At 72.2% G+C, this 25,886-nt stretch carries 25 protein-coding genes; 16 read left to right on the top strand and 9 right to left on the bottom strand.

Annotation, left to right across the window (positions count from 1 at the left end):
- Positions 1-3: 3 nt before the first annotated feature.
- From ACIP2X_RS12370 to ACIP2X_RS12360, 3 genes are all read right to left on the bottom strand, one after another.
- The gene (locus ACIP2X_RS12370) at positions 4-1,029 is read right to left on the bottom strand and encodes a Gfo/Idh/MocA family protein (RefSeq protein WP_401671039.1); all 1,026 of its coding nucleotides are present in this window, start codon (positions 1,027-1,029) and stop codon (positions 4-6) included.
- A 61-nt stretch (positions 1,030-1,090) separates the two neighbouring features.
- The gene (locus tag ACIP2X_RS12365) at positions 1,091-2,185 is read right to left on the bottom strand and encodes a chemotaxis protein (protein ID WP_401671036.1); all 1,095 of its coding nucleotides are present in this window, start codon (positions 2,183-2,185) and stop codon (positions 1,091-1,093) included.
- A gap of 53 nt (positions 2,186-2,238) precedes the next feature.
- A complete protein-coding gene (locus ACIP2X_RS12360; RefSeq protein WP_401671034.1) occupies positions 2,239-3,852 on the bottom strand; it encodes an alpha/beta hydrolase in 1,614 nt (537 codons plus the stop codon).
- A 303-nt stretch (positions 3,853-4,155) separates the two neighbouring features.
- Between ACIP2X_RS12360 and ACIP2X_RS12355 the strand changes: the two genes are divergently transcribed.
- Positions 4,156-4,812 (top strand): chaplin, encoded by a 657-nt coding sequence (locus ACIP2X_RS12355; RefSeq protein WP_401671032.1) that lies wholly within the window; start codon positions 4,156-4,158, stop codon positions 4,810-4,812.
- A 1,036-nt stretch (positions 4,813-5,848) separates the two neighbouring features.
- On the opposite strand, the gene ACIP2X_RS12350 is transcribed toward ACIP2X_RS12355, so the two are convergent.
- Positions 5,849-6,331, bottom strand: coding sequence for a nucleoside deaminase (locus tag ACIP2X_RS12350; RefSeq protein ID WP_401671030.1), 483 nt, complete (start codon positions 6,329-6,331; stop codon positions 5,849-5,851).
- A 177-nt stretch (positions 6,332-6,508) separates the two neighbouring features.
- Between ACIP2X_RS12350 and ACIP2X_RS12345 the strand changes: the two genes are divergently transcribed.
- Complete coding sequence (locus ACIP2X_RS12345) at positions 6,509-7,285, top strand: ArsR/SmtB family transcription factor (protein WP_401672322.1); 777 nt, start codon at positions 6,509-6,511, stop codon at positions 7,283-7,285.
- 80 nt (positions 7,286-7,365) lie between these two features.
- Here the strand turns inward: ACIP2X_RS12345 and ACIP2X_RS12340 are convergent, their stop codons facing one another.
- The gene (locus tag ACIP2X_RS12340) at positions 7,366-7,806 is read right to left on the bottom strand and encodes an SPW repeat protein (protein ID WP_401671027.1); all 441 of its coding nucleotides are present in this window, start codon (positions 7,804-7,806) and stop codon (positions 7,366-7,368) included.
- Between the two features lie 121 nt (positions 7,807-7,927).
- Here ACIP2X_RS12340 and ACIP2X_RS12335 point away from each other — a divergent pair, with 121 nt between their 5' ends.
- The 4 genes from ACIP2X_RS12335 to ssuE all read left to right on the top strand — a co-directional run bounded on the left by ACIP2X_RS12335 (position 7,928) and on the right by ssuE (position 9,924).
- Positions 7,928-8,428, top strand: coding sequence for a MarR family winged helix-turn-helix transcriptional regulator (locus ACIP2X_RS12335; RefSeq protein WP_401671024.1), 501 nt, complete (start codon positions 7,928-7,930; stop codon positions 8,426-8,428).
- Positions 8,429-8,592: 164 nt separating this feature from the next.
- Entirely contained in the window at positions 8,593-8,760 is a 168-nt protein-coding gene (locus ACIP2X_RS12330) for a hypothetical protein (RefSeq protein ID WP_401671021.1), read from the top strand.
- Positions 8,761-8,987: 227 nt separating this feature from the next.
- Entirely contained in the window at positions 8,988-9,071 is an 84-nt protein-coding gene (locus ACIP2X_RS12325; protein WP_401672320.1) for a putative leader peptide, read from the top strand.
- A 298-nt stretch (positions 9,072-9,369) separates the two neighbouring features.
- Complete coding sequence (ssuE, locus tag ACIP2X_RS12320; RefSeq protein WP_401671018.1) at positions 9,370-9,924, top strand: NADPH-dependent FMN reductase; 555 nt, start codon at positions 9,370-9,372, stop codon at positions 9,922-9,924.
- A gap of 40 nt (positions 9,925-9,964) precedes the next feature.
- Here ssuE and ACIP2X_RS12315 read toward each other — a convergent pair whose 3' ends face one another.
- The gene (locus ACIP2X_RS12315; protein ID WP_401671016.1) at positions 9,965-10,996 is read right to left on the bottom strand and encodes an acyl-CoA dehydrogenase family protein; all 1,032 of its coding nucleotides are present in this window, start codon (positions 10,994-10,996) and stop codon (positions 9,965-9,967) included.
- Between the two features lie 95 nt (positions 10,997-11,091).
- On the opposite strand from ACIP2X_RS12315, the gene polX reads away from it, so the two are divergent.
- The 3 genes from polX to ACIP2X_RS12300 all read left to right on the top strand — a co-directional run bounded on the left by polX (position 11,092) and on the right by ACIP2X_RS12300 (position 15,207).
- Positions 11,092-12,849 (top strand): DNA polymerase/3'-5' exonuclease PolX, encoded by a 1,758-nt coding sequence (gene polX, locus ACIP2X_RS12310; RefSeq protein ID WP_401671013.1) that lies wholly within the window; start codon positions 11,092-11,094, stop codon positions 12,847-12,849.
- A 203-nt stretch (positions 12,850-13,052) separates the two neighbouring features.
- On the top strand, positions 13,053-13,769 hold the full coding sequence (locus ACIP2X_RS12305; RefSeq protein WP_401671010.1) for a chitinase: 717 nt from the start codon (positions 13,053-13,055) through the stop codon (positions 13,767-13,769).
- Between the two features lie 64 nt (positions 13,770-13,833).
- Complete coding sequence (locus ACIP2X_RS12300) at positions 13,834-15,207, top strand: phospholipase (RefSeq protein WP_401671008.1); 1,374 nt, start codon at positions 13,834-13,836, stop codon at positions 15,205-15,207.
- A 47-nt stretch (positions 15,208-15,254) separates the two neighbouring features.
- Here ACIP2X_RS12300 and sph read toward each other — a convergent pair whose 3' ends face one another.
- Positions 15,255-16,235 (bottom strand): sphingomyelin phosphodiesterase, encoded by a 981-nt coding sequence (gene sph / locus ACIP2X_RS12295; protein WP_401671005.1) that lies wholly within the window; start codon positions 16,233-16,235, stop codon positions 15,255-15,257.
- 321 nt (positions 16,236-16,556) lie between these two features.
- Here sph and ACIP2X_RS12290 point away from each other — a divergent pair, with 321 nt between their 5' ends.
- Positions 16,557-17,387, top strand: a complete 831-nt coding sequence (locus ACIP2X_RS12290) for an alpha/beta fold hydrolase (protein WP_401671003.1) — start codon at positions 16,557-16,559, stop codon at positions 17,385-17,387.
- A 63-nt stretch (positions 17,388-17,450) separates the two neighbouring features.
- Here ACIP2X_RS12290 and ACIP2X_RS12285 read toward each other — a convergent pair whose 3' ends face one another.
- A complete protein-coding gene (locus ACIP2X_RS12285; protein ID WP_401671001.1) occupies positions 17,451-18,020 on the bottom strand; it encodes an antibiotic biosynthesis monooxygenase in 570 nt (189 codons plus the stop codon).
- 72 nt (positions 18,021-18,092) lie between these two features.
- Here ACIP2X_RS12285 and ACIP2X_RS12280 point away from each other — a divergent pair, with 72 nt between their 5' ends.
- From ACIP2X_RS12280 to ACIP2X_RS12255, 6 genes are all read left to right on the top strand, one after another.
- The gene (locus ACIP2X_RS12280; RefSeq protein WP_401670999.1) at positions 18,093-18,617 is read left to right on the top strand and encodes a (2Fe-2S)-binding protein; all 525 of its coding nucleotides are present in this window, start codon (positions 18,093-18,095) and stop codon (positions 18,615-18,617) included.
- Positions 18,618-18,627: 10 nt separating this feature from the next.
- The gene (locus ACIP2X_RS12275) at positions 18,628-19,656 is read left to right on the top strand and encodes an FAD binding domain-containing protein (RefSeq protein ID WP_401670997.1); all 1,029 of its coding nucleotides are present in this window, start codon (positions 18,628-18,630) and stop codon (positions 19,654-19,656) included.
- Positions 19,653-21,887 (top strand): xanthine dehydrogenase family protein molybdopterin-binding subunit, encoded by a 2,235-nt coding sequence (locus ACIP2X_RS12270; protein ID WP_401670995.1) that lies wholly within the window; start codon positions 19,653-19,655, stop codon positions 21,885-21,887. The genes ACIP2X_RS12275 and ACIP2X_RS12270 overlap by 4 nt, the downstream gene beginning before the upstream one ends.
- A 73-nt stretch (positions 21,888-21,960) precedes the next feature.
- Positions 21,961-23,727 (top strand): SpoIIE family protein phosphatase, encoded by a 1,767-nt coding sequence (locus ACIP2X_RS12265; RefSeq protein ID WP_401670993.1) that lies wholly within the window; start codon positions 21,961-21,963, stop codon positions 23,725-23,727.
- 94 nt (positions 23,728-23,821) lie between these two features.
- The gene (locus ACIP2X_RS12260) at positions 23,822-24,214 is read left to right on the top strand and encodes a VOC family protein (RefSeq protein WP_401670990.1); all 393 of its coding nucleotides are present in this window, start codon (positions 23,822-23,824) and stop codon (positions 24,212-24,214) included.
- Between the two features lie 74 nt (positions 24,215-24,288).
- A complete protein-coding gene (locus ACIP2X_RS12255; RefSeq protein ID WP_401670988.1) occupies positions 24,289-25,353 on the top strand; it encodes an adenosine deaminase in 1,065 nt (354 codons plus the stop codon).
- Here ACIP2X_RS12255 and ACIP2X_RS12250 read toward each other — a convergent pair.
- Complete coding sequence (locus ACIP2X_RS12250) at positions 25,341-25,850, bottom strand: DinB family protein (protein WP_401670986.1); 510 nt, start codon at positions 25,848-25,850, stop codon at positions 25,341-25,343. The genes ACIP2X_RS12255 and ACIP2X_RS12250 overlap by 13 nt on opposite strands.
- Positions 25,851-25,886: the final 36 nt, after the last annotated feature.

Here is a 25,886-nt window from a genome sequence, read left to right as displayed (position 1 = left end):
GGGTCAGCCGCCGTGACCCGCGTACAGCTCCGGACGCGTGGCGAGGCCCACGGTGACCCGGCCGCCCCCCTCCAGCGCCCGCACCCCGGCCTCGGCGACGGCGGAGGCCGCGTAGCCGTCCCATGCGCTCGGGCCGGTGACGCGGCCCCGTCGCGTGGCGTCGACCCAGTCCTGCACCTGGCGGTCGTAGGCGTCCGCGAACCGTACGAGGTAGTCCTGCGGCACCTCCTCGCGGGCTCCGCCCTCCGCGGTGACCAGCAGGGTGTGGCCCTCCCCGATCCGGGCGCTGCCGGACTCGCAGACGGCCTCGCAGCGCACCTGGTAGCCGAAGCCGCAGTTCACGAAGACCTCGACGTCGACCACGGCGCCGCCCGCCGTCTCGAACAGCACGAACTGCGGATCGAGCAGACCCTCGGGGGCGTTCGCGCTGGACCGGGGGCGCACCACCGTGACGGCGGTCAGTTCCTGGCCGAGCAGCCAGCGCGCCGCGTCGATCTCGTGCGAGACCGAGCTGTTGACCAGCATCGCGCTGGTGAAGCCCGGAGGCGAGGAGACGTTGCGGTGGACGCAGTGCAGCATCAGCGGGCGCCCCAGCCTGCCGCTGTCCAGCAACGACTTCAGCTGCCGGTACTCGGCGTCGTAGCGCCGCATGAAACCGATCTGCGCGAGCCGCCGGCCGAGCCGCGCCTCCGCCTCCACCACCCGCAGCGCCCCCTCCGACTCCGGCACCATGGGCTTCTCGCACAGCACCGGCAGCCCGCGGGCGAAGGCCGCGAGCAATGCCTCCTCGTGGGCGGGGCCGGGGGAGGCGACCAGTACGGCGCCGACGCCGGGCGCCTCCAGCGCCGCCTCCGCCTCCGCGTGCACCGAGACCCCGTCGATCCCGGCCGCCGCCTCCTTCGCACGCTCCGGGTCCGGGTCGGCCACCGCGGCCACCCTGGCGCCGCTCACCACACGGTCCAGCCTCCGTATGTGATCGGCTCCCATGTGCCCCGCGCCCAGCACCGCCACGCCCAGCAGCTCACCCACGAGCGCCCTCCCTTGTCGCCGGATGTCCCGGCGTAGCGTAGGCACAAGGGCGCGGGCACCGTCAGTAGCGCAGCACTCCCGCGATGCCGTCGGCGTCGGCCAGGGTGCCGTCCGGGACGAAGCGGACGTCGGCGCCGGTCTCCAGGCACTGCTCCACGATCTCGTCCACGATGTCCTCGCGGGCGTCGAGGTCGCCGCCGGAGGCCGGGACGAGGTGGTCGCCGTCGTCGCGCACGGTCACGCGGTAGTTCTCCTCGACGGCGAGCAGCCGCACCCGCGCCTCCCGGGCGTTCTGCCAGACCTCGTCGACACCGGCCGCGAACTCCTTGCGCCCGCGGGCCGATTCGAGTTCCTTGGTCACCGTGTCGATGGTCCGCATGTCCTCGGCCTCGACGATGGCCCCCACCGCCTGCCACACGGCCTCAGGGGTGCCCTGCGCGAGTCCGCCGTAGGCGATGTGCAGGGCCCGCCGTGAGGCGTCCCCGACCTCGTCGAGGCAGGACAGCGCGGCCTGCTCACCGGTCACGTACAGCGGCCGTGGGCGCTCCCGCAGGATCGCGCCGACGGCGGCGTCGGCCTCCCGCAGGAAGTGCCGGGTTCCCTCGTCGCGGAAGGTGCTCGGCATGTCGCCGACGCGTTCCAGGCGCTCCGGGTCGAAGTTCTCCGGCCTGCGGGCGAGCGGGAAGCCCCCGCTGCGCTCCTCGGCGACGCGGCCCCCGCCGCCGTTCCACAGGGTGGCGCGGTCGGCGGAGACCGACAGCACCCAGAACGCCCGCTCGGACACCTGGGCGGAGACCAGGTTGCGGGTGAGGAAGGTGTCGGAGAGCACCACCCGCTCGGGCACGGTACGGCCGAGGGACCACACCTGGTGCTCACCAGGGGCGGCATAGATCACCAGGCCGTCCTCGGAATGGGTCAGATCGACCTCGCCGAGTGCCTGGTCGAGCTGGGCCGCCACATCGGCGCGCCGTTCCCGGGTCACCGCGGGATCGGCCTCCAGCTGCCTCTTGGCCTCGGACACCACATTGCGCAGCCTGACCCGGTCCTGCGCGTTGTACGGCTCCCTGCGGTGCGTCGGCGTCAGCACGGAGACCGCCGGGTAGGGGCGCGGGCGGCGCAGCTCGGACAGGGTCGTGGGACTGAGTGCGTGCTCCATGACAGCACCATAGGGCCGATTCGCGTATCAGGCATTTGGGGCAATGCGCCCCCTCACGGCGAGGCGCCCGCGCCGTTCTCGGAACCGCAGGAGCTGCCGCTCGGCGGCAGGGTGCCGTACAGCAGGAAGTCGTCCACCTTGCCGCGCACGCACTTGGACGACATGTAACCGGTGTGGCCCTCGCCCTTGTTGTCGAGCAGTACGGCCGAGGGACCCAGCCGCTTCGCCGTCTGGACGGCCCAGCGGTACGGCGTCGCCGGGTCGCCGCGGGTGCCGACCAGCAACATCTTCGGGCCGTCGACGTCCTTCACCTCGTCACGGATGAAATCGGTGCCCTTGGGACGGCCGTAGCACAGCAGGACCTGGGTGAGACGGAACGGGCCGAAGACCGGGGACGCCGCCTCGTAGGCGGCCCGCAGCCGGCCGAGGTTCCCGGTGATCTGCCGGGCCGTGGGCCGGTCGGGGTCATCGGCGCAGTTGACCGCCATCAGCGCGGCCGGGAGGTTGTCCAGAGGGACGTTCTCCTGGTCCACGAGTCCGCCGTCGGCGGACGGCGAGTCCTCCTGGCGGCCCTGGCGCGCTCCCGCGGCCGCCAGGCCACCGGTGGCGAAGGCCTCGACGCCCGAGGTGTCCCCGTCCTCCACCAGCGAGGCCAGCGCGCGTTCGAGCGACGGCCACATGTCTCTGCTGTAGAGCGCCTGGCTCAGCGCACCGACCAGGTCCTGACCGGTGAACTCGCCGCTGAACGCGGTCGGGACCGGGTCCTCGTCCATCGAACGGACCAGGCGCACGACCTCCTCGCGCGCCACCCGCGCGTCCTGGCCGAACGGGCAGGCGATGTCCTTCACGCACCAGTCGATGAAGTCGTCCAGCGCGGTCTGCTGCCCCGCGGCGCCCGCCACGCCCTGCTCGGCGAGCGACTCCGTCAGCGTGTCGACGCCGTCCAGCGCCATGCGGCCCACCTTGTCGGGGAACTGGGCCGCGTAGACGGCGCCGAGGCGCGATCCGTAGGAGAAGCCGAGGAAGTTGAGCTTGTCGTCGCGGAGCGCCTGACGGATGACGTCCATGTCCCGGGAGACGTTGATCGTGCCCATGTGCGGCATCACGGGCCCGGAGTGCTTGGCGCACTCCTCGGCCGCCCTCTTCAACTGCCGCAGCACCGCGTTCGGATCACGCAGCGTCTCGTCGGTCCCGGCCGTGACCTCCGCTCCGGCGTACGGGCTGTCGCCGCAACTGACCGGCGAGGAGCGGCCGACGCCCCGCGGATCGAAGCTCACCACGTCGTAGCCGTCGGTCAGGGCCATGAAGTCGTCACCGCTGTGCGCGAGTTCGCTGACGCCCGGGCCGCCGGGACCGCCGAAGTTCAGCAGCAGCGAGCCGCGCTTGTGGCCGCTGGCCCGGTACCGGGCGACTGCCAGGTCGAGTGTTCCGGCGGCCGGGCGGGCGTAGTCCAGGGGGACCGTGACCTTCCCGCACTGCAGATCGCCGGAGACCGTCCCGCCCTCGCACTTCTTCCACACGACCTTCTGCCGGTAGAACCGCGTCAGGTCGGGCTGTGAGTCGTCCGTGGCTGTCGCCGGCACGCCGGCGCCCAGCATCGCCAGGCCGATGGCTCCGGCGACCGAGTGGCGTCGTACCGCGCGCAGCGGTGACGGCTTGGCCAGCATCGATGCCTCCAAGGGGCCCCGCGGGGGACCGGTGAACGGCGCCCTCGCCCACGATAAGCGGCACTCGTGACAGCCGCCTCCGGGGCCGGTACGGCGTCGGGAGCCGCTCTCACCTGTTCGGCTCACACGTCCGGTACGTTCGGTTACGGACTGTGTGCAAGGATTCGGATGGCTTTACTGCCAGTTCGACAAACGTGTCACTCGGTGGGGTGAAAGGCGGATAAGCCATAACTCGGATGGTTCACCTGCGTTTTATCCGGTGCGGGTGAGTGCCCGTGACCTCGTCTGGAAGGCAGGGACCCCATGAAACGGGTTACCCGAAACGGTGTGATCGCCGTCGCCGCCGCGTCCGGCGCGATGGCTGTGACGTTTCCGGCGTACGCGGACTCCGCGGCCGACGGAGCCGCGGTCGGCTCGCCAGGGCTGATCTCCGGCAACACCATCCAGCTCCCGGTGCACGTCCCGGTGAACGTGTGCGGGAACACCGTGAACGTGGTGGGGCTGCTGAACCCCGCCGCGGGCAACCGCTGCGCCAACACCGGCGACGCCACGAAGGGATCCGGCACGGGTTCCGCGGCGGGCGGGGGAGCGTCCGCCGAGGGCAGCGGAAAGGATTCGCCCGGCGTGCTCTCCGGCAACGGGGTGCAGCTCCCGGTGGATCTGCCGGTGAACGTCACCGGCAACAGCGTGAACGTCGTCGGCGTCGGCAACGCGGCCGTCGGCAACGAGTCCGAGAACGGCGGCCCGGTCCGCCCCGAGGAGTCGACGCCGCGACCGTCGACCCCGCCGAAGGCCCACCCGGCGCCGAAGCCGACGCCCCCGCGCGTCGCGGAGCCGACCACGCCCGGCCTCGCGGAGACGGGCGCGGACGCGACCCTGCCGACGGCGATCGGCGCCTCCGCGCTGGTGCTGGGTGGGGCGGCCCTGTACCGCCGCTTCCGCCCCGACGCCGTGCGCTAGCCGTTCCGGCCCCGGGGGCCGCCGTGGCCAGGAGGTCGAGTACCACCGGGCCCGCGCCCCCTCGCGCCCTGATGAGACCGCGGGCCGACGGCCCGGCGGCTCCGTGGCGGGCCCTGGGGCCGTGAGCGTCACTCGGCCGGTGCCCGGGATCTGGCTCGCCCGTCGACCGGCCCAGGGGTGGGCTCTTGCGGCGTGACCGCTGCCTGTCCGGTATCCGGTCGGGTGCGGATCCCCCTGCGGACCCGGGCCCGACCACGGTCGGCCGGCTCCGGGGTGGTCGTCCGGGGCGCGAGTGCCGCCTTGCCCTTGGCCGGTTCGCCCCTGCGGCGGCGCCCGTCCACGGGTGGCTGCGCTCCCCGGCCCCCGGGGGTGGGCCGGGGCGTGGGGCCGCCGCGTTCTTCGCCGTCGGCGTGTTGGCCGCGAACGCCGCCGCGCAGGAAGCGGCGGTGTAGGCAGGTGGTCCGGCCCGGCGCGGGTTTTCCTGCGGGGCCCCGGGCTCGGCCATCGGTTGGCCGGCTTCGGGGTCGTCGTCCGGGGCGCGAGTGCTCCCTTTGCCCTGGCCCGTTCGGCCCTGCGGGGTCGCGGGCGCGCCCGTCCACGGGTGGCTGCGCCCCCTGGCCCCCGGGGCGGGCCGGGGCGTGAGGTCGCCGTGTTCCTCGGCGTCGGCGCGTTCGCCGCGAACGCGCCCGGGAGGCGGCGGCGTAGGCAGGCGTCCGGCCTGGCGCGGGTCTTCCTGCGGGGCCCCGGGCTCGGCCATCGGTTGGCCGGCTTCGGGGTGGTCGTCCGGGGCCCGCGTGCTCCCCTGCCCCTGGCCGGTTCGCGCGCCGTCTCAAGCCCCCCGGGACGGGCCGGGGCGCGAGGTCGCCGCGTTGCTCGGCATCGGCGCGTTCGCCGCGAACGCCGCCGCGCAGGAGGCGGCGGCGTGGGCAGGTAGCCGTTGCGGTCACGCGGGCTCGGCGCGGCCTGGGGCGCGGGTCGTCGGTCGGCGCGTGCGGGAGGTCGGCCCGTCCGTGGCATGGCCGAGGGGCCCGGGGTGTCAGGAACGGGCGCGGTGGAAGCGGTGGTGCAACTCCCGGATCTCGTCGGTGAGCTCGGGGACCGGACCCTCCACGGTGACGCCCGGCGCCACCTCGTTCACCGGCAGTGTCCGTACCGGCGGTGCCGGTACGCCCAGCTCCGCCAGCCATGAGACGAGCTGCTGCGAGGACGCCACGTACACGATGCGTCCGAGGCCCACCCAGGCGTGCGCGGCCGCGCACATCGGGCAGTGCTCACCGGACGTGTACACCGTAGCCGTCGCCCGCCGCTCCGGCGGCAGATGCTCCGCGGCCCAGCGCGCGAGTGCGAACTCCGGATGCCGGGTGCGGTCGCCCGAGGCCACCCGGTTGCGGTCCTCGGCGAGCACCGCGCCGTCCCCGTCGACCAGCACCGAGCCGAACGGCTCGTCCCCGGCGTCCAGTGCCTGGCCCGCCAGCTCGACACAGCGGCGCAGATGCGGCAGCTCGGCTTCGCTCACCATGCGTGGTCTCCTCTTCCGTCTGTTTCCGTCTGGTTCCGTCTGTTTCCGTCGGTGGCATCGGCGGGTCAAGTCCACACCCCGTTGCGGGGCGGCCGCCTCCCGGAATCGTCCCGCATTGACATGCAGGTAATTGGCTGCATAACTTGGAGTGTGCGATCAGAAGACGACGACTTCCGGATGGACAGGGTCTTCAAGGCCCTGGCCGACGAGACCCGCATGCGCCTGCTGGACCGGCTGCACGAGGAGAACGGTCAGACCCTGGGCGAACTGTGCGAGCGCATCGCGATGACCCGCCAGTCGGTGACCCAGCATCTGGCGGTCCTGGAGGACGCCAACCTGGTCAGCACGGTGCGACGGGGCCGGACGAAGTTGCACTACCTGAATCCGGTGCCGCTCCACGAGATCCAGGAGCGGTGGATCGACAAGTTCGAGCACCCGCGCCTGCGCGTGCTCGGCGCCGTGAAGCGACAAGCCGAGGAAGCCATGACCGACAAGCCCACGTTCGTGTACGTCACCTACATCGAGAGCACCCCGGAGAAGGTCTGGGACGCGCTCACCGACGCCGACCTCACCGCCGTCTACTGGGGTCACAGCAACGTCTCCGACTGGCGGCAGGGCTCCCGCTGGGCCCATGTGCGCACGGACGGTTCCGGCGTCGCCGACGTGGTCGGCACCGTCGCCGTGAGCGAGCGTCCGACGCGCCTGGTCACCACCTGGGCGGCGCCCGGCGACGAGGGTGGCGAGGGCGAAGGGGCCGGCCATTCGCGCGTCACCTTCGACATCCGGCAGCACGGCGACATCGTCCGCCTGACCGTCACCCATGAGGACCTCGCCGACGAGGCCGAGCGTGCCGACGCGGCGTCCGGCTGGGCGGCCGTGCTGTCCAACCTCAAGTCGCTGCTGGAGACCGGCAGTCCGCTGCCTCAGGAACCCTGGCTGGTCCCGGGCCCCTGAGCCACGGAAACGGCCGGTCCGCCAGGCATGGCGGGCCGGCCTCGCTGCTGTCTCATCGACTCCCTTCCTGTCGGGGATACCTACGGCTTGGGGACGCTCTTCGCTGCCGTACCGGCGCACACCAGGCCCAGGATCACAGCCAGGGCACCGATGATGACGTTGTTCCAGACGACACCCGCGTCCGGGTTCGAGCCGACGATCCACGGCGAGATGATCATCCACACACCCAGCGCGCACATGGCCCAACTGAGGCCGTACATGCGTTCGGGTGCCCGTGTGAACCCGAGTGCCAGCAGGCCGATCGCGATCCCGATGATCAGGTTGTGGGTCGTGAGTGCGGCTTGGCTGGTGGCGTAGTGGACCACCCAGGGTGATACGGCACAGTACAGACCGAGCAGGAACACCGGTCCGTCCACGAGTGCCACATCACGGCCGCCGAGCATGCGCGCGTAGCGGGCCCGCATCTCGTAGGCATCAGGGTGGCTGGTTATGTCACCTCTGGTGGGCTGGACGTTGGCCATGACTCGTCTCCTTCTGACTTCGCTGGCCAGATCGCGGCTGGTGCGGTATGCGTTAAGCGCCGCGTATGTCCATTCTGCTCTTATTTCGCCTTTATGTGTAGACGTCACTACTCTGATCATCGTGAAGAGAACCGATCATGCGCACGGGCCCGGTAACCGGCGCCCTCCCGGGGCCCCGGGAGGCGTCGACCTCAGGCACCTCGCCGTGCAGCTGCGCCGGATGAACGTCGAGATCAACCGTCTGGTCCACGGACTGGCGGGCAACGACCTGAACGCCACCGACGTGCAGGCGCTCGCGGCCATCCTGGACACCGACGGCCCCATGACGCCGGGGCGACTGCGCAAGCACCTCGGACTCACCTCCGGATCCGTCTCCGCCTGCGTGGAGCGTCTGGAGCGCGCGGGCCTCATCCGCCGGGTCAGGGGCGGCACCGACCGCCGCGTCGTCCATCTGCGCTACGCCTCCGCAGCCCCGTCGACGGCCCACTGGTACTACCGCCCGCTCGCCGAGGCCACCGCGGCCGCCCGATCCCGCTTCTCCGAGGCCGAACTCGGCGTGGCGCTGCGCTTCCTGGCGGCGCTGAACGAGGAACTCTCCCTGCACCGGGCCTCCGGCGACTGACGCCCGCGCGTCCCGAACCGCGGCGGCCCCCCGCCCGTTCACCGCCTGTCGCGCGCCGCGCACACCGATGTACATGATCGCGGAGTTCCAGGGCAGGCGAATCGTACGGGAGTTGCCCGTATCCGTCGAGGGCTCGACGGAGGACGTGGGAGGTGTCTGCGGCTATGGGTGCGAAGGTGATGGAGCGTTTCCCCGCCGGCGCTCCGCGCGGCTCGTGGCCGGCGGAGGAGTACGCCGCCGCGCTGCGCGCCGAGGGCGAGTCGGCGACGGTGGTGATGGATCTGAAGCAGGACGCGTTCCTCGTGGTGGTCCCGGCCCGCGACGAGGACTGACCACCGGCCGCCCGGAGCCTCGCGTCGCGGCGACGTGTTCCGGCCACCGGTGCGGCCCGAGGCGACCGGTGCGCGCGGCGGCGGACCGCCGGAGGACGAACACGACGGATCCCGGGGCCGGTTCAGGTGCTTTCCTGTCACCGCCTCGCGATGCTCCCTGGTCCGCGATGCGAGATCGGCCCGGAGTTCCTTGACGGTCCCGTCCGGCGGCTGCCACGATCGAGGGCATGCTGATGCGACTGGACCTCACGCGGCGACGCCATGTCGACCTCGCACGCGTCTCCAGCGCCTCCTGTCGCGCCGCGCGCTGAGCACTGCCGCGGCTGCTTCCACCTCGCCCCTGCCGTAGCGCAGTCGGGCCTTCCCGGCACTCCGGGTCTCCTTCGTGTGCGTGCGGCGCACCCGTGCCGCGCTGCGGCGCGGCCGGCCTTTCCGTACGGCTGGGCGTGACAGGAGTTCCCGCATGCCCGGGCACGCACCGGTAGCCGCCCGGTCATGACCGTCCGGTCGTCCGGGGCAACGGAGTTCCGGCCCGCCCGACCCCACGGCCACGACGCCCCGGACCCGCCCGATCCGCCCGGAACCCGATCCGCCCGGAAAAGAGAATCCATGGCCACCGTACTGTCCGTCTCCGGCAGCCCCTCCGCCTCCTCCCGCACCGACCGACTGCTGCGCCACCTGGACCGACGGCTGGTCGCGCAGGGCCACGACGTCGTCCCGCTCGACATCCGCACCGTCCCCGCCGAGGCCCTGCTCGGCGCCGACCTACGGCACCCGGCGATCCTCCGGGTCACCGAGCAGTTCGCCCGCGCCGACGGGGTCGTGGTGGGCACGCCCGTGTACAAGGCGTCGTACTCCGGCGTCCTCAAGGCGCTCCTCGACCTGCTGCCGCAGTACGCCCTCACCGGCAAGACCGTGCTGCCGCTCGCGACCGGCGGCACCGCCGCCCATGTCCTCGCCATCGACTACGCGTTGCGCCCGGTGCTGTCCTCCATGGGGGCGGGCCACATCGTGCAGGGCTGGTTCACCCTCGACAGGGACATCACCGTGCACGACGACGGCACCCTCACCGTCGCGCCCGCCGCCGCGGAGGCGCTCGGTCAGGTGGTCGACCAGTTCTCGGCCGCCCTGGGCCGCACCCCCCTGCTGGCGGCGGCGGGCTGAACGGCCGGAGCCCCCGGCGCGCGCCGGGTTGCCGTTCGCCTCAGGAGGCCAGGGCGTCCAGGTGCGCCCGGCGTGACTCGGCGGTCTGGCCCTGGACCAGCAGGAACAGGGCCTCGCGGGCGAGCCGCTGGGCCGTTCCGTCCAGCGCCATCGACCGGCCGCCGCCCGACACCACGGCCGCGGTGGTCGCCGCGCGCATCACCTCGTACGACCGCAGCCTGAGCGTGAGCCGTTCGTCCAGGTGCTGGTGCGGCGCCGCCTCGTCGGCCAGCGCGTAGGCCCGGTCGCGGATCCCGGAGAGGCGGGCGCGCAGCGGTCCCGCGACGTCGTCGTCCAGCAGGCCGAGGGCGGCCTCGGTGACGCCGAAGACCGCGGGGGAGGCGGCCACCGTCTTCGGGCGGTCCTCGGCGGCCCACTGCTCGTACGGCTTCCGCAGGGCGACCGCCTCCTCGGGCAGCCACAGCCCGTCCAGCTCCAGCGACACCGTGCGCGCCGCGGTGAGCGCCGCGAGCCGCATCGGGGGAGAGGGGCGCAGCCCCGGCTGCTCCCGCGCCTCGGTGAAGGCGAACAGGGCCTCGCCGCCGTCGGTGATCCCGGCGAGCAGCATCACGTCGTTGAGGCCCCAGCCGGTGTACCAGGGCACGGTCCCCTCGAACCGCCATCCGCCGCGCGCCCGCTCCACCCGCACCGGAGTGCGGGGGTGGGCCCGCAGATGCGCGTAGGCGACGCCCGACAGCAACTCGCCGCGGGCCATCGGACCCAGCAGCCGCTCCCGGACCGGTGCCTCGCCCTTCACCAGCGTCGCGACCGGCGTGTGGTGCTGCGTCTGGACGAACCAGGTCGAGCAGCAGGCCCCCGCGAGGATCTCCGCCGTCGCACGGGCCACCGCGGCGGGCGCGGCCGAGCCGCCGTACTCCTCGGGCGCGCCGAGCCCGAGCAGCCCGGACCGCTTGATCGCCTCGATGTGCCCGACGGGCACCTCCGTGCGGTCGACCGCCGCGGCCTGCGGGGCGAGGAGGTCGTCCGCCAGCCGCTGGGCGCGGGCGACGAGCGGGTGCGATGGGGTGGTCATGGCAAGATCTTCCGCTGCCGTGGCCGGGGGTGTCGATTCCGGGGACGGGCCGCTCAGCTGAGCGGGGCCCGCGACGTGGTGCCTACCCTGGAGACGTGGCTCGTTCCAACGATGAGGTCGCCGCGCTGTTCGCGGAGTACGCGGACCTGATCTCGATCACCGGGGGAGACGCGTTCCGGGCCCGGGTGTACGAGAAGGCCGCCCGGGCGATCGGCGGTCACCACGCCGACGTGTCGACGCTCGACCTCAAGGGCCTCCAGGAGATCCCGGGCGTCGGCAGGTCGATCGCGGAGAAGATCGTCGAATACCTCGGCGCCGGCCGGGTCACGGCGGTGGAGGAACTGCGGGCGAGGATCCCCGCGGGCGTGCGGCGGCTGACCGCGATACCGACGCTGGGTCCCAAGAAGGCCATGGCGATCCACGAGCGGCTGGGCATCTCCTCGATCGAGGAACTGGCCGAGGCCGTCCACGAGGAACGGCTGCGGGACCTGAAGGGCTTCGGGCCGAGGACCGAGGAGAACATCCTGCACGGCATCGCGCTGCTGCGCTCCTCCGGGGACCGGGTCCTGATCGACGCCGCCACGGATGTCGCCGAGGGCATCGTCGCCCGGCTGTCGCAGGTGCCGGGCTGCCTGCGGTGCGCTTACGCCGGTTCGCTGCGCCGCGGGCGCGAGACGATCGGGGACGTCGACGTCCTGGCCGCCGCCGAGGACTCGGAGCCCCTGATGCGGGCCTTCACCGAACTGCCCGAGACCGGGGAGGTCGTCGCGCGCGGCACGACCAAGACGTCGCTCCGCACGACCAAGGGCCTCGCCGTCGACCTCAGGGTCGTCCCGCCGGACTCCTGGGGAGCGGCACTCCAGTACTTCACGGGCTCCAAGGCCCACAACATCCGCACCCGGGAGCGGGCCGTGCACCAGGGGTTCAAGCTCTCCGAGTACGGGCTGTTCGACGTCGAGAGCGGCGAGCGGATCGTCTCCGAGAAGGAGGAGGACGTCTACGCGCTCCTCGGACTGCCCTGGATCCCGCCGGCGCTGCGCGAGGACCGCGGCGAGATCGAGGCCGGGGCGCGTGGCGAACTGCCGGAGCTGGTGCGGGAGTCCGACCTCCGGGGTGATCTGCACACCCACACCGACCTCACGGACGGGCTCGCCCCGCTGGAGGAGATGGTCGCCGCGGCCGCCGCGCGCGGCCACGCCTACTACGCGATCACCGACCACGCGCCCAACCTCTTCATGCAGCGCATGACCGACGAGCGGATGCTGGCGCAGCGCGAGCGCGTCCGGGAGCTCGACGAGGAGTACGGGCGGCGCGGCAGGCGCGGCGGGATGCGGTTGCTGCACGGTGTGGAGCTGAACATCGACCCCGACGGCGGCGTGGACTGGCCGGACGACTTCCTGGCCGGCTTCGACCTGTGCGTGGCCTCGGTGCACTCGCACTTCAACCAGAGCCGCGAGGCGATGACCCGGCGGTTCCTGCGCGCCTGCGAGAACCCGTACGTCCACGTCATCGGCCACCCCACCACCCGCCTCATCGGCAGGCGGCCCGGCGTCGACGTGGATCTGGACGCGCTCTTCGAGGCGTGCGCGCGCACCGGCACGGCCCTGGAGATCAACTCCCACCCCGACCGGCTGGACCTGAACGACGAGCACATCCTGCGGGCCAAGCGGTACGGGGTGAAGTTCGCCGTCGACAGCGACGCCCACTCCGTCCTCCATCTCGCCCATCTGCGCTACGGCGTGGGCATGGCACAGCGCGGCTGGCTGACCAAGGACGACGTGATCAACACCTGGCCGCTGACCCGGTTGCGCCGCTTTCTGCGCCAGGGGCGGCCCACGGGGCGTAGGAGCTAGGGCCTGAACCACCACGCCGGACCGGCGCCGTGCGCCGGTCCGGTATCTGCTTGCCTCAACTCATCGGCGATGCCCGGGCGTTTGACTGGTCTACACCCTTGACTGGTACAGACCAACGCGGTTGAGTGGCGGACCAACCCCCCACCACGGCCGCCCCCGACGTCCTTCCCGGGAGCGGCCGTGTTCCGCAAAGGAGCCGAACCTTGTCGAGGCGTCGTATCCGCATCTCCGCACTCCTGAGCTCGCTCGCCCTCGCGGGCGCAGCCCTGGCCCTGCAGCCGGCCCCCACCGCGTCAGCCGCCGGATTCGTGGTCAGCGAGGCGCAGTTCAACCAGATGTTCCCGGGCCGGAACTCGTTCTACACCTACAGCGGCCTGACCGCCGCGCTCAGCGCGTACCCCGGCTTCGCCAACACGGGCAGCGACACCGTGAAGAAGCAGGAGGCCGCGGCCTTCCTTGCCAACGTCGGTCACGAGACCGGCGGTCTCGTCCACATCGTCGAGCAGAACCAGGCCAACTACCCGCACTACTGCGACTGGGGCCAGCCGTACGGCTGTCCGGCCGGGCAGGCCGCCTACTACGGCCGGGGTCCGATCCAGCTGAGCTGGAACTTCAACTACAAGGCCGCGGGCGACGCGCTCGGCCTGAATCTGCTGGGCGACCCCTGGATGGTGCAGAACAACGCCTCCGTCGCCTGGAAGACGGGCCTGTGGTACTGGAACACCCAGTCCGGCCCGGGTTCCATGACCGGCCACAACGCCATGGTCAACGGCGCCGGCTTCGGGCACACCATCCGGAGCATCAACGGCTCCCTGGAGTGCGACGGCAAGAACCCCGCGCAGGTGCAGAGCCGGGTGAACAACTACCAGCGGTTCACTCAGATCCTCGGGGTTTCACCGGGCGGCAACCTGTACTGCTGACGTGGGTTCGCGGGGCATGGTGTCATGCACCTGACCAAAGCTCCGCGAACGAAGGGCATTCGTCATGCGTCGCACCCCCCACGCCCTGCTCGCCACGACCGCCGCGCTGGCCGCCGCGGTCGTGGCCCCCACACCCCCGGCGGGGGCCGCCGCGGCGGCCCCGGCGCCGGGCACGTACTACGTGCAGAGCGCCACCACCGGCCTCAACGCGGCCGACAACCAGGGCGTCGTCGAGCAGCACAGACCCAAGGGCAACGAGGACCGCCAGCAGTGGAACCTCCGTCCGAGCGGCACCTCGTACGTCCTCGAGAACACCGTCGCCGCCGGCAGCTGCCTCGGCCGTGCGGGCGAGCAGGCGCGCACCGTGGCCTGCGCGAGCGCCGACGCGGCATGGGAGATCACGCCGGCCGGCGCCGACCAGTACACCCTCAAGGCGCCCGGTACCGACCGCCACCTCACGCTCGCCCCCAAGCCCGCCGGCGCCAACTACCCGGCCCCGCTGGCCGTCGGCGCCCCGGGCGCCCTCGCCTCCTGGTACCTCACCCCCGTCACGCCGGTCACCTCCCCCATGCCCGACCAGGACCGGCGCACTCTCGACCAGGTCACGTTCCTCACCTCGCACAACGCCTACGCCAACGGCGTCGACGGCGGCTTCGCCCCGCCGTTCGTGAACCTCGTGCCGAACCAGTCCCGCGGCATCGACCAGCAACTGGCCGACGGCGTCCGCGGCTTCATGCTGGACATCCACCAGACCCCCGACGGCGCGATCCTCTGCCACAACAGCTGCACCCTGGTCAGCCGGCCGGTCGCCCTGTGGGTCGACCTCCAGCGGATCGTGGACTTCCTGCGGACCCACCCCGACCAGTTCGTCACCGTCTTCCTGGAGGACTACGTCGACCCGGGCGTCCTGCGCTCCGAACTCGCCCGCGTCGCGGGCCTGGAGGACATCCTCTACCGTCCCGACCGCACCGGCGTGCGCGACAACGGCTGGCCCCGGCTGGCCGACCTGGTGGCGGCGAACGACCGGCTGCTGATCCTCACGGACCACAGCCGCTCCGCCGACGAGGCCGCGGGACTGACCCGGGACACCTTCGGCGTGATGTACCAGCGGGAGTGGACCGTCGAGAACTACTGGTCGATGGGTTCCGGCCTCGGCTCGTCCGACTGGTCCTGCTACAGCCGCTGGTACGACGCGAACACCAACCTCCCGCTGACCCGCGGTGAGCCCGGCTTCCGCCCGCTGTTCGTGATGAACCACTTCCGCGACGTCCCGCTCTCCGGCACGGTCCGCACCGACAACACCAAACTCGCCGACCGCGCCCGCCGCTTCTGCCAGCCGGCCGCCCGCAAGAAGCCCAACTTCCTGGCGGTGGACCGCTACGAGCTCGGCGACGCCGCCTCCGCGGTGAACGCCCTGAACACCTACACCTACCCGTAGGTCCCCGCCGGCGCGGGCCCCGGTCACCCGGGGCCCGCCTCACCGTGTCAGTGGCCGAGCACCGGATAGTGGTCGGAGAGGTTGGTGTACGTGTAGTCGGTACCCCAGCTCGTCACCGTCCAGGGCGCGCTCCGCTCCCTGACCACCTCGTTCGTCCAGAGCGCCGGCCGGGCGTGCCCCGCCCGGTGGAGGACGAAGTCGAGGTCCTCCCGCGGATCGTCGGGGTAGCGGCCTCGCGCGAGGGAGTTCTCCGCGGTGTCGAAGGAGTACGGGTGGCCCGTGCGCGCGGTGCCGTCCACCAGCCCGGCGTCCGTGAGCATCGAGGCGTGCTCGGCACTGCGGGAGTCGACGTTCAGGTCACCGGCGACCAGCACCTGCTCACCCGCCGGGATGTTCTTGCCGTCCAGGAACGCGTCGACGGCCCGGAACTGGCGGCTGCGCATCGCCGCCGCCTCGCCCGCGTCGCACCCGGGGTCGGTGGACTGGGCATGTGTGCCGAGGACGTGCACCTTGCTGCCGTTCACGTCCAGGACGACGTAGGCGAAGCCCTTGTTGGACCACCAGTCCGAGCCGCACGCGTCCTTGTAGACCCACTGTTCCTTGCGCAGGATCGGCCACTTGCTGAGGATCGCCACCCCGCCGTCCTCGGGGGTCGTCGCCGAGTACGCGCCGCCGGTCGCGTCCCAGCCGCTCCTGCCGCGCCCGACCACGGGGGTCTGATGCGGGTAGCTCGCCGCCGCGGCGCTCTTCAGCGCGTCCGAGGACGAGTTGTCGAACGCCTCCTGCACGACCACGACGTCGTTGCCGCCGAAGAAGGGCGCCTGCGCGATCCGCGCGGCCCGGTGGTCCTGGCCCCAGTGGGGATGGAGGGTCTTGCTGAACAGGAAGACGTTGTACGACAGCACCCGCAGCGGCGGGGTCTGCTCGGCGGCGGCCGCGGCGGGCGCCGAACCCGCGAGCCCGGCGGCGGCCAGAGAGAAGGCGAGCACGACGGCGCCGGGGGCGCGGCGCGCTGCGGGAAGCGTCACTGGATCTCCCTGTGGGGGTGAAGAGGTGAGTGGCGCCGCACATCGAACCACCTGGAGTTACCCCCGGGTGACACCCGTGCGCGACAGGGGTGGCGGAAGGGCGTATGCCGGTGGTCGGGTGCCCCCTGCCGCCCCCGCGCAGGAAATGAGGTATCCGGGAGGCGGGCGTAACGTGGCTGGCATGGACTCGGCCGCGGCCCTCGGCCCGCCGGTCCGGTGCCTTCGTCCGGCTGGACGCCGGCTGCCCCACGACGCGCCGGCGTCCGTCGCACGAGCAGGCCGCCTCAGCCTCCCGAGGCCTCTCCAGCGGAAGGATCAGCAATGGGCACGGTCACCACCTCCGACGGCACGACCATCTTCTACAAGGACTGGGGGCCGCGGGACGGGCAGCCGATCGTCTTCCACCACGGCTGGCCGCTCAGTGCCGACGACTGGGACAACCAGATGCTGTTCTTCCTGTCCCACGGCTACCGCGTGATCGCCCACGACCGGCGCGGGCACGGACGCTCCAGCCAGTCCGCGACGGGCCACGAGATGGACACCTACGCCGCCGACGTCGCGGCGCTGACCGACGCGCTCGATCTTCAGGGGGCCGTGCACATCGGCCACTCGACCGGCGGCGGAGAGGTCGCACACTACGTCGCGCGCGCCGAGCCCGGCCGGGTGGCGAAGGCCGCGCTGGTCGGCGCGGTGCCGCCGATCATGGTCAAGTCGGACACCAACCCCGGTGGCACGCCGATCGAGGTCTTCGACGAGTTCCGCGCCGCCCTCGCCGCCAACCGTTCGCAGTTCTACCTCGACGTGCCCTCGGGGCCGTTCTACGGATTCAACCGGGACGGTGTGGAGATCAACCACGGCATGGTCCACAACTGGTGGCGGCAGGGGATGATGGGGGCGGCCAACGCCCACTACGAGTGCATCAAGGCCTTCTCGGAGACCGACTTCACCGAGGACCTGAAGCGGATCGACGTCCCGGTCCTTGTCGCGCACGGCACCGACGACCAGGTCGTGCCCTACGCGGACGCGGGACCGCTGTCCGCGGAACTCCTCCCGCACGGCACCCTGAAGTCGTACGAGGGCTACCCCCACGGCATGCTCACGACCCATCCGGAGGTCCTCAACCCCGACCTCCTGGAGTTCGTGAAGTCGTAGCGTCCCCCTGGAGGCGGGAGGGGGCCGCTCGGCCCCCTCCCGGCCGTCCGCCCCTCCCGACCCTCAAGCGCCCAGCTTGTCCGGGTACAGCCACGCCCGCAGGAGCCGGCTCAGCAGCGGCATGATCGCGTAGGTGAGCAGCGGAGCCAGCACGACGGGGAACACCAGGGTGCGGGGCACCAGCGGCCAGTCGCGGAAGTACTCGGCGAAGAGCCCGTCGTAGAGCAGCGCGAACGGGTAGACCGCGAGGATCGTCACCAGCGACATCTTCCAGCGCGCGGGAGGCCGGACCGTGGTGCCGGGGAGGTTGAACCACGTCTCCAGGCCGGTGGTGGTGAGCTTCGGGTGGGCCGAGCGGCCGAAGGGCTGGACGCGATCCTGCCACTTGGCCCGCTCGGGGGAGGTCATCCAGCGGTCCAGGCTCCGGGTGTCGGCGAAGCGGACCACCGCGTGGTAGCGACGGCTGTCGCCCTCCGGCCGCAGCCAGGTCACGCCCCGGTGGCCGGGGAAGGCCGCCGCCTCCCGCTCCAGCCCGTGCGCCCACTGCTCGAACTCCTGCTCCCTGCCGGGCACCACCTCCCAGGTGTACACCACGGTCACCGGTTCTCGGGCTGCGAGCAGATGCTGATCCATGTCGCAAATCTAACTTTTGCAGCCGGTCTGCGCCCGTACGAGAATGAAGGGTGCTTTCTCAGGAGGTGTCCCATGTCCACATCCGGCCAGGCCGTCACCGAAACAGGCACCGCACCCGTGGAACGCGGCCCCGGCCCGGTCCGGGTGCGACTGTCGATCAACGGCACCGAGCACGCCCTGGACATCGAGCCACGGGTGAGCCTGCTGGACGCGCTCCGCGAGCGTCTCGACCTGACGGGTGCGAAGAAGGGCTGTGACCAGGGCACCTGCGGGGCCTGCACGGTGTGGGTCGACGGACGGCGGGTGCTCGCCTGCCTCACGCTGGCGATGACCTGCGAGGGCCACGAGATCACCACGGTCGAGGGACTTGCCGCCCACGGGGAACCGCACCCGATGCAGCAGGCCTTCATCGAGCAGGACGCCTTCCAGTGCGGCTACTGCACACCCGGCCAGATCATGTCCGCCGTCGCGCTGCTCGCGGAGGGACACGCCGGGGACGACGCCGAGATCAAGGAGTGGATGAGCGGCAACATCTGCCGCTGCGCCGCCTATCCGCACATCCGGGCCGCGATCCGCTCCGTCCGCGACCAGACGTAGGAGGCGCCTCGTGCGGCCCATCACCTACCTCCGCGCGACCGACACGGCGACCGCCGTCGCCGCCGTCACCGCGGACCCCACGAGCGACTTCCTCGCCGGGGGCACCACCGAGGTCGACCTGCTCCGCCAGAACGTGCTGAACCCCCGACGGCTCGTCGACATCAACGAACTGCCACTGGCCGCCGTCGAAGGCACCCCGGAAGGCGGTCTGCGTATCGGCGCACTGGCCCGCATGAGCGAGGTCGCGGCCGACCCCGTGGTACGCGAACGCTTCCCGCTGATCGCGCAGGCCCTGGAGCTCGGGGCGTCCGCGCAACTGCGCAACATGGCGTCCATGGGGGGCAACCTGCTGCAACGCGTGCGCTGTTCGTACTTCCGCGACGCCGAGTCCGCGTGCAACAAGCGCGACCCGGGGACGGGCTGCTCGGCGATCGAGGGCTTCAGCCGTGGCCACGCGGTGCTCGGTACCAGCGAACACTGCATCGCCACCCATCCCTCGGACGTGGCCGTGGCGCTGGTCGCCCTGGACGCACGGGTGCACACCCTGGGTCCCAACGGTGAGCGGACCTACGAGATCGACGACTTCTTCCTCCTGCCCGGTGACTCCCCGCACCGCGAACACCCCATGGAACACGGGGAGTTGATCACCTCCATCGAGGTGCCGCCGGCGCCCCTGGCACGGCACTCCCTCTATCTGAAGGTCCGGGACCGCGAGTCCTACGAGTTCGCGCTCGTCTCGGTCGCGGCCGCCCTGTCCGTCGTGGACGGCACCGTCGCCGACGTACGCATGGCCCTCGGCGGGGTGGCCACCAAGCCCTGGCGGGCCCGGCGCGCCGAGGACTTCCTGATCGGCGCGGCCCTGAACCGCGACAACTTCGCCCTGGCCGGCCGTGTCGAGATGGACGGCGCCCGGCCCACCGCGCTGAACGCCTTCAAGGTCGAACTCGCCCAGCGCGCGATCGTCCGCGCCCTCGACACGCTCAGCGACGGAACGGGAGACGGGCCCGCGGCCCGCCCCGGGACCGGGAGCCCCTCATGACCGCCACCGTCCCGTCCGCCCTCGGACAGCCGCTCGACCGGGTCGACGGCTTCGCCAAGGTCAGCGGCTCCGCGCGCTACTCCACCGAGATCCCCCTCCCGGACATGGCCTACGCGTGCGTCGTCGGCTCCCGCATCGCCGCCGGGCGGGTCACCGAGATCGACACGAGCGCCGCGCTCGCCGAGGAAGGCGTCCTCGCGGTGCTCACCCACCGGACACTGCCCAAGGTCGCCGAGCAGCCGCCCCTCGTCCCCTCGCTCGCCGGCACGGCCGCCCCCGGCCAGACCTTCTTCCCGATGCAGGACGACACCGTGCACTACGCGGGCCAGCAGATCGCGCTCGTCCTCGCCGACACCTGGGAACGGGCCCAGCACGGGGCGCGGCTGCTGCGTGTCACCTACGAGGAGACCCCGCCGGTCACCACCCTCGACCAGGGCCGCGACCAGTCCTACGTACCCGAGCGGATCTTCGGCGGCTGGATACCGGGCCGTATCGAACGCGGGGACGTGTCGGCCGCCCTCCAGGACGCCGACGTCCGCGTCGACGGCACGTACACCTACGCCGCGAACAACCACAACCCGATCGAACCCTCCTGCACCACGGCCCAGTGGGACGGCGACGAGCTTCTCCTCTACGACTCCACGCAAGGGGTCAACGCCACGCAGATGACGGTGTCCCGGCTGCTGGGCGTGCCGATGGCGAAGATCCGGGTCATCAGCCACTACGTCGGCGGCAGCTTCGGGTGCAAGGCGATGATCCACGCCCACTCGGCGCTCGCCGCGATGGCGGCACGTGAGATCGGCCGGCCCGTCAAACTCGCCCTCACCCGGGAGCAGATGTTCACCTCCGTCGGGCACCGCGAGGAACAGGAGCAGCACATCACCCTCGGCGCGACGCGCGAGGGCAGGCTGACCGGGATCCGGCACCACAAGCTGTCGCCCACCTCCCACTTCGACGACTGGGCCGAACCCTCCGTCGGCACCTCCTCGCAGATCTACGCCTGTCCCGCGTTCGAGGGCGAGTACCGGCTGTTCCGCGCCAACACCATGACCCCCACCTTCATGCGGGCGCCCGGCGAGGCGAGCGGTATGTACGCGCTGGAGTGCGCGATGGACGAGCTCGCCCACGAGCTGGGCCTGGATCCCGTCGAGCTGCGGCTGCGCAACCACACCGACGTCGACGCCATGTCGGGCCTGCCCTGGTCCAGCGGCGGCCTCAGGGAGTGCTACGACCGTGGGGCCCGGCGTTTCGGCTGGGCCGACCGCGACCCCCGGCCGGGTGTGCGCCGGGACGGGAACTGGCTGATCGGTACCGGCATGGCCACCGCGGTCTACCCGGTCGCCCCGCTCGCCAACCCGCAGCGCGCCAGGGCACGCGTCTACGCCGACGGCACGGCGGTCGTGCAGGCCGCCACCCCCGAGTTCGGCACGGGCGTCGCCACCGTCATGACCCAGGTCGCCGCGGAGGGCCTCGGGATGAGCGTGGACCGCTGCCGGTTCGAGTTCGGCGACACCGACCTGCCCAACATCGCGGCCGCGGTGGGCTCGTCGGGCGCGGGCATGATCAGCGCGGCCGTGCACAGCGCAGCGACCGCCCTGCGCGGGCAGCTGATCATGAACGCCGTCGGCGACCCCGGCTCACCGCTGCACGGCGCCGACCCGGTCGACGTCGTCGTCCGGGACGGGATCATGACCGCCGGCACGGCGTCCGAGTCGTACGGCGATCTGCTGCGACGCAACTTCCGGCCGGACGCCGAGGCGGTGGGGCAGTGGAACCCGCCCCACGACATCCCCTACGGGATGATGACCTTCGGCGCCCAGTTCGCCGAGGTCGCCGTCGACGCGGAGCTCGGCCTCGTCCGGGTGCGGCGCATGACCGGTGCCTTCGCGCCTGGCCGGGTGCTCAACGCGAAGACGGCGCGCAGCCAGTTGATGGGCGGCATGCTCTGGGGGCTCGGCCAGGCCCTCCTGGAGGCCAACCACATGCAGCCCGACACCGGCCGCTGGGTCAGCGCGAGCCTCGGCGAGTACCTCGTCCCGGTCAACGCGGACACCCCCGACGTCGACGTCGAGCTCGTCGAGATCGAGGACGACATCGTCAATCCACTGGGGGTCAAGGGAGTCGGCGAGATCGGTCAGGTCGGCGTGGCGGCCGCGATCGCCAACGCCGTGCACCACGCCACCGGGCGCCGGGTCCGCACACTGCCGATCACGATCGAGGACCTGCTGTGAGCGTCGCGCCGGGCATCCGCGGCCACACGGCGGCAGCCGCCCCGGTCGCGTCCCGGCCGAAGGTCGTACACCTATGGGAGCACCGGACCCGAACGGCGTGACGGGCGCGGGCGACCCCGACGGCGCGGACGCCGTGGGCGCCCTGGTCGAGGACGTGGGCGGCGAGGCGGCCGAGGCGCTGCGCGCCCTGCTGACCCACTCGGCCGTCGGGATCGCCGTCTGGGACGGCGACCTGCGGTGCGTCTGGGCCAACGACGCGCTGGAGGGCATCGACGGAATCCCCCGCGACCAGCGGCTGGGGCGCCGGCCACGTGAGGCCCTGAGCGGCGACGCCACCGAGCTGGAAGCCGTGGTCGTCCAGGTGCTGGAGACCGGCGCGTGCGCCACCGGTCGTGAGTACCGGCCGCCGGCCGCCGAGGGACGGCCGCGCGACCGCGCGTTCTCGGCGTCCTTCGTGCGCCTCGACGACGCCGAGGGCCGCACGCTGGGTGTGTGCATGGTGATGCTGGTCATCAAGGACCGGCGGTGGGCGGGGAACCGCCTGGCCATGGTCAGCGAGGCGGGCGCCCGCATCGGGACCACGCTCGACGTCATGCGCACGGCCCAGGAGCTGGCCGACTTCACCGTGCCGTTGCTCGCCGACTACGTGACCGTCGACCTGACGGAGGCGGTACGGCTCGGCGAGGAGCCGCTGGACCGGTTCGGTCCCTCGCAGGGGAGCCTTCCCAAGTTCCGGCGAGCGGGTAGGGCCTCCATCCACCCGGGCGCCCCCGAGGCCCTCTGGTCGGAGGGCGAGGTGGTCTACGTCCCCGAGACGTCGCCGTTCATGGAGGCACTGTCCTCCGGCCGCCCCGTGCTGCACCCCACGATCGACACCTCCGAGGGCACCTGGCTGGACCGGGATCCGGACCGGGCGGCGAAGATCCGTGAGTTCCACATGCACTCGCTGCTGATCGTCCCGGTCCAGGCCCGGGGCGCGATCCTGGGCGTGGCGGTGTTCGTGCGGACGGACAACCCGACGCCCTTCGACGAGACCGATCAACTGCTGGCCGAGGAACTGGTGTCCCGGGCCGCGCTGAGCCTGGACAACGCCCGCCGCTACACCCGCGAGCGGACGCTCGCCCTCGCGCTCCAGCGCAGTCTGCTGCCGCGCCGCCTGGACGGCGGAACCGCCATGGAGGTGGCCGCCCGCTACCTGCCCGCGACGCCAGGGGACAGCGTCGGCGGCGACTGGTACGACGTCATCGGCCTCCCGCGCGGACGCCTGGCGCTCGTGGTGGGCGACGTGGTCGGGCACGGCATCGACGCCGCGGCGACCATGGGCCGGCTGCGCACGTCCATCCGCACGCTCGCCGACCTCGATCTGCCGCCGGACGAGTTGCTGACCCGGCTGGACCGGACGTTCATCCGGCTGACCGAGGACGAGGTCGCGGCCGGGGCCGGTGTCCCGTCGATGGGCGCCACCTGCGTCTACGCGGTCTACGACCCGGCCACCTCGCTCTGCACGCTGGCCCTCGCCGGACATCCGCCGCCCGCCGTCGCCCACCCGGACGGCGTCGTGCACTACCCCGACCTGCCCCACGGCCCTCCGCTGGGCGTCGGCATGCTGCCCTTCCCGGCCGCCGAGATCGAGCTCCCCGCGGGCACCGTGATCGCCCTGTTCAGCGACGGGCTCGTCGAGGAGCGTCATCAGGACATCGACGTGGGCCTGGAGCGGGTGGCCCGAGTGCTGTCCCTGGGCGCCTCGTCGCTGGAGGAGCTCTGCACGGCGGTGATCGGCACGCTGCCCTCCCCGACCCCGGCCGACGACGTCACCCTCCTGCTGGCCCGAGGACTGTGAGCGCGGCCCCTCGGCAGGCCCTTCGACAGCGACTGGCGCCGCCGAGGTTTTACGTATAACCTCTCCCGTCAACCAGCCCTCCCGGAAGGTCCCGATGGCACGTATCGCCCTGGTCACCCTCGTCGTCGACGACTACGACGAGGCCATCCGCTTCTACACCGAGGCCCTCGGCTTCCGGCTCGCGGAGGACGCGCCCCGCCCCGACGGCTCCCGCTGGGTAGTGGTGGAGCCGGGGACGGACGGCGCCGGTACCGCTTTGCTGCTCGCCCGCGCCAAGGGTGAGGCGCAGCAGGCCCGGGTGGGCGACCAGACCGGAGGCCGGGTCGGCTTCTTCCTGCACACCGACGACTTCGCCCGTGACCACGCCCGGGCGCTCGCCGCGGGAGTGACCTTCCTGGAGGAGCCGCGGCACGAGCCCTACGGCACGGTCGCCGTCTTCCAGGACCTGTACGGCAACCGGTGGGACCTGCTCCAGCCCGCCGGCTGACCGGCACCGCCCAGGACCGCACCGCCCCGCACGATCCCCTCGCTTCGCACGCTCCGCCCGAGGAAAGGCGCACCATGAACGCTACGCGCGTAGACACCGAGACCCTCCGTCGCCTCCCCAAGGCCGTCCTGCACGACCACCTCGACGGCGGCCTGCGCCCCGCCACCGTTGTTGAACTGGCGGCGACGGTCGGGCACACCCTGCCCACCACCGACCCCGACGCGCTCGCCGCCTGGTACTACGACGCCGCCAACTCCGGCGACCTGGTCCGCTACATCGCCACCTTCGAGCACACCCTCGCGGTCATGCAGACCCGCGAGGGCCTGCTGCGCACCGCGGAGGAGTACGTCCTCGACCTCGCGGCGGACGGCGTCGTGTACGGCGAGGTCCGCTACGCGCCGGAGCTCATGGTCGACGGCGGGCTGACCCTGCCCGAGGTCGTCGAGACCGTGCAGGAGGGCCTCGCGGCCGGCATGGCCAAGGCGGCCGCCGCCGGCACGCCGGTCCGGGTGGGGACCCTGCTGTGCGGGATGCGGATGTTCGACCGGAGCCGGGAGATCGCCGACCTCGCGGTCGCCTTCCGGGACGCGGGCGTCGTCGGGTTCGACATCGCCGGCGCCGAGGACGGCTTCCCGCCCGCCGACCACCTGGCCGCCTTCGAGCACCTGCGCCAGGAGAACGTGCCGTTCACCGTCCACGCCGGTGAGGCGCACGGACTGCCCAGCATCCACCAGGCGCTCCAGACGTGCGGCGCGCAGCGCATCGGCCACGGGGTGCGGATCACCGACGACATCGTGGACGGCAAGCTCGGCCGCCTCGCCGGATGGGTCCGCGACCGCCGGATCGCGCTGGAGATGTGCCCGACCTCCAACCTCCAGACCGGCGCCGCCACCTCGATCGCCGAGCACCCCATCACGGAGCTCAAGGACCTCGGCTTCCGCGTCACGCTCAACACCGACAACCGTCTGGTCTCCGGCACGACCATGACCCGGGAGATGTCCCTGCTGGTCGAGGAGGCGGGCTGGACCGTCGAGGACCTGCGCACCGTCACCGTGAACGCCGTCAAGAGCGCCTTCATACCCTTCGACGAGCGCAACGCCCTCCTGCGCGACGTGATCCTGCCGGGCTACGAGGCCTGAATCAGCCCTCTCACGTAGGCGGCCTGTCCGACGTGCTGGAGGTCGTCGGACAGGACGCTCACCAGCCGGGTGCCGAGGCTGACCGGGGGGTCCCAGCGCTCGTCGACGACGCGTTCGAGGTCCTTGGCGGTCAGCCCGCGCAGGAAGCCCAAGGTCTGTGCGTGCACGGCGTCGTAGTAGCCGGTCAGCAGGCCGGGGGAGTCGACCCGTACCTTGGCGACCTGCGCGGCGCCGTGCCCGTACCCCGTGTCGTGGCGGGGCAGCCCGAGCGCGAAGCGCTTGTCCCAGTCCTGGGCGAGCCAGACCTGGTCGAGCCCCGCGGCGTCGGCGATGTGGTCGTCCTGGACGCGGCTGAGGTGCCAGATCAGCCAGGTGACGGAGTTCGCGCCGGGCCCGGGGAGGGCGTTGAGGTCGCCGGCCGTGAGGCCGTCGACGGCGGCGTGGACCTCTTCCTGGATGCGGTGGTACCCGTCGCTGAGGATGTCCTTGGCATGCATACGTTCCACCATGGCCCATCACCGCGCTCCCCACGA

Source organism: Streptomyces sp. NPDC089424, assembly GCF_044749345.1.
Classification (GTDB): domain Bacteria; phylum Actinomycetota; class Actinomycetes; order Streptomycetales; family Streptomycetaceae; genus Streptomyces.
Note: the sequence above shows the minus strand (reverse complement) of the source record. Positions and strands in the feature narration are given on the sequence as shown.

What these genes read in the sequence shown, in the direction of transcription:
- ssuE (WP_401671018.1), top strand. Translation starts at nt 9,370, where the DNA reads ATGGCCACCGTACTGTCCGTCTCCGGCAGCCCCTCCGCCTCCTCCCGC.
- ACIP2X_RS12285 (WP_401671001.1), bottom strand. Translation starts at nt 18,020, where the DNA reads ATGGATCAGCATCTGCTCGCAGCCCGAGAACCGGTGACCGTGGTGTAC.
- ACIP2X_RS12290 (WP_401671003.1), top strand. Translation starts at nt 16,557, where the DNA reads ATGGGCACGGTCACCACCTCCGACGGCACGACCATCTTCTACAAGGAC.
- ACIP2X_RS12255 (WP_401670988.1), top strand. Translation starts at nt 24,289, where the DNA reads ATGAACGCTACGCGCGTAGACACCGAGACCCTCCGTCGCCTCCCCAAG.
- ACIP2X_RS12350 (WP_401671030.1), bottom strand. Translation starts at nt 6,331, where the DNA reads ATGGTGAGCGAAGCCGAGCTGCCGCATCTGCGCCGCTGTGTCGAGCTG.
- ACIP2X_RS12330 (WP_401671021.1), top strand. Translation starts at nt 8,593, where the DNA reads ATGGGTGCGAAGGTGATGGAGCGTTTCCCCGCCGGCGCTCCGCGCGGC.
- ACIP2X_RS12250 (WP_401670986.1), bottom strand. Translation starts at nt 25,850, where the DNA reads ATGCATGCCAAGGACATCCTCAGCGACGGGTACCACCGCATCCAGGAA.
- ACIP2X_RS12265 (WP_401670993.1), top strand. Translation starts at nt 21,961, where the DNA reads ATGGGAGCACCGGACCCGAACGGCGTGACGGGCGCGGGCGACCCCGAC.
- ACIP2X_RS12260 (WP_401670990.1), top strand. Translation starts at nt 23,822, where the DNA reads ATGGCACGTATCGCCCTGGTCACCCTCGTCGTCGACGACTACGACGAG.
- ACIP2X_RS12340 (WP_401671027.1), bottom strand. Translation starts at nt 7,806, where the DNA reads ATGGCCAACGTCCAGCCCACCAGAGGTGACATAACCAGCCACCCTGAT.
- ACIP2X_RS12360 (WP_401671034.1), bottom strand. Translation starts at nt 3,852, where the DNA reads ATGCTGGCCAAGCCGTCACCGCTGCGCGCGGTACGACGCCACTCGGTC.
- ACIP2X_RS12315 (WP_401671016.1), bottom strand. Translation starts at nt 10,996, where the DNA reads ATGACCACCCCATCGCACCCGCTCGTCGCCCGCGCCCAGCGGCTGGCG.
- ACIP2X_RS12365 (WP_401671036.1), bottom strand. Translation starts at nt 2,185, where the DNA reads ATGGAGCACGCACTCAGTCCCACGACCCTGTCCGAGCTGCGCCGCCCG.
- ACIP2X_RS12355 (WP_401671032.1), top strand. Translation starts at nt 4,156, where the DNA reads ATGAAACGGGTTACCCGAAACGGTGTGATCGCCGTCGCCGCCGCGTCC.
- ACIP2X_RS12325 (WP_401672320.1), top strand. Translation starts at nt 8,988, where the DNA reads ATGCTGATGCGACTGGACCTCACGCGGCGACGCCATGTCGACCTCGCA.
- ACIP2X_RS12345 (WP_401672322.1), top strand. Translation starts at nt 6,509, where the DNA reads ATGGACAGGGTCTTCAAGGCCCTGGCCGACGAGACCCGCATGCGCCTG.
- ACIP2X_RS12270 (WP_401670995.1), top strand. Translation starts at nt 19,653, where the DNA reads ATGACCGCCACCGTCCCGTCCGCCCTCGGACAGCCGCTCGACCGGGTC.
- ACIP2X_RS12300 (WP_401671008.1), top strand. Translation starts at nt 13,834, where the DNA reads ATGCGTCGCACCCCCCACGCCCTGCTCGCCACGACCGCCGCGCTGGCC.
- ACIP2X_RS12280 (WP_401670999.1), top strand. Translation starts at nt 18,093, where the DNA reads ATGTCCACATCCGGCCAGGCCGTCACCGAAACAGGCACCGCACCCGTG.